Source organism: Terriglobales bacterium, assembly GCA_035573675.1.
Taxonomy (GTDB): Bacteria; Acidobacteriota; Terriglobia; order Terriglobales; family Acidobacteriaceae; genus DATMAB01.
The window spans coordinates 233739-240541 of record DATMAB010000026.1 but is presented as its reverse complement, the minus strand read 5'-3'; the positions used below and the strand labels follow the sequence as shown (position 1 = coordinate 240541).

Genomic DNA, 6803 nt, shown 5'->3' with positions numbered 1-6803 from the left:
CCCGCCGCTATCACTCGTTCGATGCCGCGGCGGCGGGGCGGGATGCTCCGGAGAGCTGCGGAGAGGCTTCCGGCCCTTGAGCCTCAGGGGCTAAAGCCGTGGATTTACGCGGCTCGGGGACGGCACGACTAAAGCCGTACCCTGATACAAGCCTGACCTGCCCCGGAGTCCTCTGAGCAACCCGACGGAATCAACGGCCCCTTTCCTTGTCGGCACGGCATGATCAACCGCGGGTGTACAATCGCGCGCCATGACCACCGCCCCGCGCGGGCCACTGGCCGCCCTCTGGCATGGCTTCCCGCTGCGTACTCACCACGGCTGGATGAACCTGCTGCTGCTGGCGCTGCCGGCGGCCATCGCCGCCCACCTGATGCACGCCAGCCCGCTGGTCATCTTCGCGCTGGCCGCGGTGGCCATCATCCCGCTGGCGGCGCTGCTGGGCGAAGCCACCGAGGTGCTCTCCGCCTACTCGGGGCCGCTGGTGGGCGGCATCCTGAACGGGACCATGGGCAACGCCACCGAGCTGATCATCGCCTTCTTCGCGTTGCGCGCCGGACACGTAGAGGTGGTGAAAGCGTCGCTTTCCGGCTCCATCATCGGCAACCTGCTGCTGGTGCTGGGGCTGGCGATCCTGGTGGGTGGGATCGGGCGGGAAAAGCAGCAGTTCTCGCGCACCGCGGCCGGCGCCAACAGCAGCATGTTGTTCCTGGCCGTGGCGGCGCTGGTGATGCCCGCGGTCTACGACCTTTCCGTAGCGGGCACACTGCGCCACGAGGACGTCACGGTAAAGACGCTGAGCCTGTGGACCAGCATCATCCTGATCGCGGTCTACGGCGTGAGCTTCCTGTTCATGCTGAAGACGCACAAGGCGCTGTTCATCGCGGCCGAAGAACCGGAAGAGAAGCCGAAAACCTCGGTGAAGTCGGCGCTGGTTTCGCTGGCGCTGGCGACGGTGGCCATCGCCTTCATGAGCGAGATGATGGTGGACGAGATCGGCGCGGTGACCGCGGCGCTGGGGATGACGGAGCTGTTCGTGGGCGTGATCGTGGTGGCCATCGTGGGCAATGCCGCCGAACACTCCACCGCAGTGCTGGTGGCCACGCGCAACAAGATGGACCTGGCCATGACCATCGCCGTGGGCTCGAGCACGCAGATCGCGCTGTTCGTGGCGCCCCTGCTGGTGCTGCTCTCCTGGGCCATCGGCAAGCCCACGTCGCTGGTGTTCAACGCCTTTGAAATCGCCGCCATCGCGCTCTCGGTGATCATCGTGGAGATGATCTCGTCGGACGGGGAGAGCAACTGGTTCGAGGGCGCGCAACTGCTGGCGCTGTATGTGATCCTGGGGATCGCGTTTTATTTTGTGCCGGCCTAGAACCAGCGATAAGCGATAAGCCATAAGCAGTTGGCTGAGTGCGACAAAGCTGCCGGGGCTCTGCTTTGGTGGCACAGGGCCTATCGCTGCCGCTTATCGCTTATGGCTGCGGCTTATTGCCTATACCTTCCGCGCACATCATTCCAGCGAATCCTCAACATCTCGAGAAAGATGGCGAGGCCGTCCCGGAGGGGATGGATCTTGGAGCGCTCGTCGTGGGCCCACTCGACGGGCACTTCGCGCACGGTGAAGCCGAGCTTCCGGGCAAGAAACAGAAGTTCAGGATCGAAGCCCCAGCGCTCGATGCGCTGCAGCGGGAAGATGGCCGCAGCGGCGCGGCGGGTGAAGGCCTTGAAGCCGCACTGCGTGTCTTTGAAGGGCAGGCCGAGAAGGGCGTGCAGCATGAGGTTGAAGACGCGCCCGAAGAACTGGCGGTAGAGAGGCTGGCGCTCGGTCTGGAGCTCGCGCTGGAGCCAGCGCGAGCCGATGGCGACGTCGGCGCCGGCGGTGAGCGCGTCGAAGAGCTTGGGCGCTTCGTAGATGGGCGATGACAGATCGGCGTCGCTGAACAGCAAGAGGTCGCCTTTCGCTTCCATCATGCCATGACGCACACTGTAGCCCTTGCCGCGGTTACCGGGATTCTCGAGCAGGCGGACGCGCGCATGCCGGCTGGCATAGTCGCGCACGATGGCGGGCGTCGGGTCGCGGGAGCCGTCGTTGACTACCAGCACCTCGGCGTCCCAACGCTGCTGCTCGAGATAGGCCAAGACCTTGTCGAGCGTGGCGGTGATGCGCTCGCTCTCGTTGTAGGCGGGAATGATGATGCTGTAGTGCAAGGTCTCAGGTTACGGGTCTCAGGTCCCAGAAGCAGGGGGCATGGTAGCAAATCCGGTCATGAACCTGATGCGTACCGTGAGTGATGCGGCACTCACTTCCCATGCCGGTTCGCTGGTCCTTCGTCGTCTGCCTGATGCTGGCATGCGTGCAGCCTCATTCGCTCACCGCGCAGACGGCGGAGGATGAGAAGGCAGCAACGGCGCTCCCTGTTGTGCTCCAAACGATAGACGTGACGGCCACGATCGAGCCGGATGTCCAGCGCCGCCGCCTGCGCGAGAACGAGGCCAACCGTGACGACCAGTTACTTCAGGTCGTGGGCGCGGGCATCAGCGCCGGGCAGCACGAAGGCGGAGGGAAGTCGCTGGAGGTGCGGCGCTTCGGATTCAACCTGGATCATGGCGGCGTCTCCGGCGGGCTGAAGGTGCTGGTGGACGACGTGCAGCAGAACCAGGCCACACAGGGGCACGGGCAGGGCTACCTCGGACAACTCAAGACCCTGACGCCGGAGCTGGTGGAAGAAGTGGAGGTCATCAACGGGCCGTTCCGCGCGGAATACGGCGATTTCTCCGGACTGGGCATCGTGCACATCCGCCAGCGCGAGAGCCTGGGCGACCGGCTGACCGTGCGGCTGCAAGGCGGATCCTTCGGAGGCCTGCGAACGTTCCTGGGATGGAGCCCGGAGATGCGCTCCGGGGCTGCTTTTCTGGCGTACGAAGGCTCGCGTACCGATGGACCGTTTGAGAATCCATTGGGCTACCGGCGGCACAACTTCACCGGAAATTACACCTGGAAGCCGGATGGCGAGCAGGCGCTCAGCATCAAGTTCAACGCCGGGACAAACCGCTTTCACTCCTCCGGGCAGATTCCGCTGGACGAGGTCGCCAGGGGGAACCTGGACCGCTTCGGATTCATCGATCCTGAGCTCGGAGGGCGCGGGAGAAGCGGCACGCTGGGCCTCTACTACAAATGCGATTTCGCCGACGGCTCCGCGCTGCGCCTTGACGGCTTCGTTTCGCGCTCCCTCTTTGACCTTTATTCCAACTTCACGTTCTTTCTGAATGACCCGGTGCAGGGCGATGAGATTCAGCAGCATGACTCGAGGCTCATCGAAGGCGTGAACGGGCAGTATCTGCATGCATGGAAGCTCTTCGGGCAGCCGGCGCTGCTCGTGGCCGGCGGGAACCTGCACGCCAACCAGATCCGCGTTGGACTGTTCCCCAGCGCAGGCCGCCAGCCCAGGGGTGCGACGACGCTGGCGCACGCCGATGTGTTCAACGTTGCGGGCTACATGCAGCAGAGCGTGGAACTGGCCGGCGGGCGGCTGCATCTGGACGGCGGCCTGCGATACGACTGGTTCCGCCTCGACGTGGAGGACAGGCTGACCCCGACGCTTTCGGGTACCGAAGGATCGGGACGCGCCCAGCCCAAGGCGAATCTGGCGTTCACACCGTCACGGCGAGTGCCGCTGACGTTGCACGTCAACTACGGCCGCGGCATCGCGAGCCAGGACGCGCGCGGCGTGGTGCGGGATGCATCCGGCCCCAGGCTTTCGACCACCGACTTCTACCAGGCGGGCCTGTCCAGCCCATGGTGGCGCGTGTCGGTGAGCGCCGACTTGTTTCTGATCGACCGCTCGCACGAGCAGGTGTACATTCCAGACAACGGTACGATTCAGTTCCGCGGGCCGAGCCGCGCTTATGGGTTCGAGTTCAAGAACTCGGTGCGGATCACTCGCCGGCTGGGGCTGACCTCCGGTATCACGCGCGTTGGGAATGCGTTCTATCGCGGTACGGCGCCTCGGGAGTACGTAGCTTCGGCGCCCCACGCCGTGGCCAACGCCGGAATCACGCTCTCCGACTGGCGAGGCTGGAGCGGGTGGCTGCGCTATCGCTACGGTAACGGCTACCGGCTGGACACACTCGACCCTGCAATCCGTGCGACTGGCTACGGCGTGCTCGACCTGGGCCTGACGCGCAAGCTCCGCCACGATCTCGACCTGAACCTGGCGGTCGACAATCTTACCGACAAGAAGTACTACGAGACGCAGAACCATTTCGAATCACGCGTGCATCCGGGCGAGGAAGCCAGGACCAGAACCCACGGCACTCCAGGGTATCCTGTCGCTGTAACAGTCGGTCTCACGTTCCGCTTAGGAAAATAGCGGTCCCGCGCTTCGCTCAGGATTTCACCTGCGGGCCGGCGCTCGCAGGTTACGCCACGTCCTCGTCTTCCAGCATGTCGAAGAAGGCGTCCACGAGGTGGCGGTCCAACAGGTTGTGGCGGGCTTCGTTGCGCATGACGTGCTCGGCTTCGGCGGCAGAGAGGGCGGGCTTGTAGGGACGAGCGGTGCGGAGGGCATCGTAGACATCAGCCACCTGAAGCACGCGCGCCAGCAGGGGAATCTCCTCGCCGCGCAGGCGGTCGGGATAGCCGGAGCCGTTCCAGTGCTCGTGGTGGTGACGGATGATGGGCAGCACCAGGCGCATGGACTTGAGCGGCTTGACGATGTTCTCGCCGGTGACCGGATGCTGCCGCATGACATCCCATTCGTCGGGGGTCAGGTGGTCGCCCTTTTTCAGGATGTCATCGGGCACGACGATCTTGCCGATATCGTGCAGGACGCCGCCGCGCTCCAGGGCGATGATGTGATCCTCGTCGAGGCCGAGGCGGTGGCCGAGCGCCGCACTCATGCGCGAGAGGCGGTCGCAGTGGTCGCCGGTGTAGGGGTCGCGGGCCTCGACGCCGCGCGCCAGCGTCATCACGACGGCTTCGGCGTGCTCCAGCTCGTCGGTGTATTCCTTCAGCCGCAGCAGGGAGCGCACGCGTGCCAGCAGCTCGTCGGGATCGACGGGCTTGCGGAGGAAATCGTCTGTGCCCGCCCGGATGCCACGCAGGCGGTCGTCGCGGCGGCGCAACCCGGTGACGACCACGATGGGGATGAGACGGGTGTGGGGATTCTCCTTCAGCTCGCGGCAAAAATCGAGTCCCGAGGTGCCGGGTAACACGACGTCCAGCACGATCAGGTCGGGAGGCTCTTCGGCAACGGCCTCGCGAGCCTGAGCGACGTTGTTCGCCGTGCGGACGTCGTAGTCGTGGATGGCCAGCACGCGGCCGATGTGCAGGCGCGCAACCGGGTCGTCGTCCACCACCAGGATGCGCGCGCGACGGCGCCGTGCAGCACGCTTGCGCATGGAAGTGCCACTCTAGTCCGGCCTGTGCGCCGAGCGCAACTACCCCCGTTCCAGCCGGCGATTGCGCCGGTCACAATGAAGGCGGTAGGCTGGCCGATGACCCGGCCATGAAGACATTGGACGAATATCTGGCGGATGCAGAGCGTGCCCACGGGCATTTGTGCGCCGGGCAGGTGCTGGGCGTGCGCATGGCCATGCTGGGACTGGAGAAGCTGGGCATCACAGACCCGCGCGGCAAGGACCGCAAGCGGCTGGTGACGTTCGTCGAGATCGACCGCTGTGCCACGGACGCGGTGGCCGTGGTGACCGGCTGCCGGTTGGGCAAGCGCGCCCTGAAGTTCCGCGACTGGGGCAAGGTGGCGGCGACCTTTGTGGACGTGACAAGCGGCAGGGCGGTGCGCGTGGTGGCGCGCGAGTCGTCCAAGGCGCTGGCCCGCTCCCTGCATCCCGAGATCGAGAGCAAGAACCAGCAGCAGATGCTGGCCTATCGCGAAATGCACGACGAAGACCTGTTCGACGTGCAATGGGTGCGCGTCGAGCTGCCGCCGGAGGAGTTCCCCGGCTACAAGGGCGAGCGCGTGGTGTGCGAAGCCTGCGGCGAAGGAATCAATTTCCGGAGGGAAGTCAGGCGCGACGGAAAGGTGTTGTGCAGAGGGTGTGCGGGGGAAAGGTATTACGAGATTGACGATTGAAACATGTTGGGCATCGATGATTGAAAAACAAAGGCGGGGCTTTGGCCCCGCCTTTGTCGTTGCGGTCAGCCGTGGGTTACTTCTCCATCGGCTTGGCCTTGGAATCGGTCCTGCTGCCAGTGCGTTCGCCGGACTTCGTCGTGGTGGTGGAAGTCTTTTTCGCTGAGGTCTGGGCGGAAGAGGTGGTAGTGCTGGTTTGAGTTGTAGTGGTCTGAGTGCTGGCTGTTTGCGTCTTGGACTTGGTTGTGGCCTTGGATTTGTCTTTCTCCTTGGCCTTGGCCTTCTCCTTCTCACGCCGCGCCTTTTCCGCGCGCTCGCGAGTAGAAAGACCGGTGGCGTCGCAGCCGCGCTCCTTGGCCAGGCCCGGCGGGACGTCGCAGTCGCCCCAGCCTTCCTTTTCGCCTTCGTCCCAGCCCTTGGGCCGGTCGTTCGGACCGGGCTCATGCTCAGAAACCTGGTGGCTGCCGGACTTGCCCTTTTTGTGCGCTGTCTTCTGGGTCTTAGCCTTGTCCGTCTTGGCCTTGTCGCTCTTGCCCTTGCCGCTCGCCTGGGCGCTGCCCTGGCCGCTGCCCTTGCCCTGACCCTTGGCAAGCGCCGGAAGCGACGCCAATGTCAGGAGGACGGCCAGGGCCATCAGAAACCGGAAGAATCGTGTCTGCATAACTCCCCCTTCTCGCCTTCCTAGGATGCGCATTCTGCGCCCAAAGGTAG

General features: G+C 64.8%; 6 protein-coding genes. 3 read left to right on the top strand and 3 right to left on the bottom strand.

Going from position 1 to position 6803, the window contains the following annotated elements; translation table 11 throughout:
• Nucleotides 1-250 precede the first annotated feature (250 nt).
• Nucleotides 251-1372, top strand: a complete 1122-nt coding sequence (gene cax / locus VNK82_12500; protein ID HXE91769.1) for a calcium/proton exchanger — start codon at nt 251-253, stop codon at nt 1370-1372.
• 113 nt (nt 1373-1485) lie between these two features.
• Here cax and VNK82_12495 read toward each other — a convergent pair whose 3' ends face one another.
• Nucleotides 1486-2208, bottom strand: a complete 723-nt coding sequence (locus tag VNK82_12495) for a dolichyl-phosphate beta-glucosyltransferase (protein HXE91768.1) — start codon at nt 2206-2208, stop codon at nt 1486-1488.
• 101 nt (nt 2209-2309) lie between these two features.
• On the opposite strand from VNK82_12495, the gene VNK82_12490 reads away from it, so the two are divergent.
• Nucleotides 2310-4370, top strand: coding sequence for a TonB-dependent receptor (locus tag VNK82_12490; GenBank protein ID HXE91767.1), 2061 nt, complete (start codon nt 2310-2312; stop codon nt 4368-4370).
• Nucleotides 4371-4419: 49 nt separating this feature from the next.
• Here VNK82_12490 and VNK82_12485 read toward each other — a convergent pair whose 3' ends face one another.
• A complete protein-coding gene (locus VNK82_12485) occupies nt 4420-5400 on the bottom strand; it encodes an HD domain-containing phosphohydrolase (protein HXE91766.1) in 981 nt (326 codons plus the stop codon).
• A gap of 107 nt (nt 5401-5507) precedes the next feature.
• Between VNK82_12485 and VNK82_12480 the strand changes: the two genes are divergently transcribed.
• Nucleotides 5508-6092, top strand: coding sequence for an FmdE family protein (locus tag VNK82_12480; GenBank protein ID HXE91765.1), 585 nt, complete (start codon nt 5508-5510; stop codon nt 6090-6092).
• Nucleotides 6093-6168: 76 nt separating this feature from the next.
• Here VNK82_12480 and VNK82_12475 read toward each other — a convergent pair whose 3' ends face one another.
• Nucleotides 6169-6753 (bottom strand): hypothetical protein, encoded by a 585-nt coding sequence (locus VNK82_12475; GenBank protein ID HXE91764.1) that lies wholly within the window; start codon nt 6751-6753, stop codon nt 6169-6171.
• Between the last annotated feature and the right edge of the window lie 50 nt (nt 6754-6803).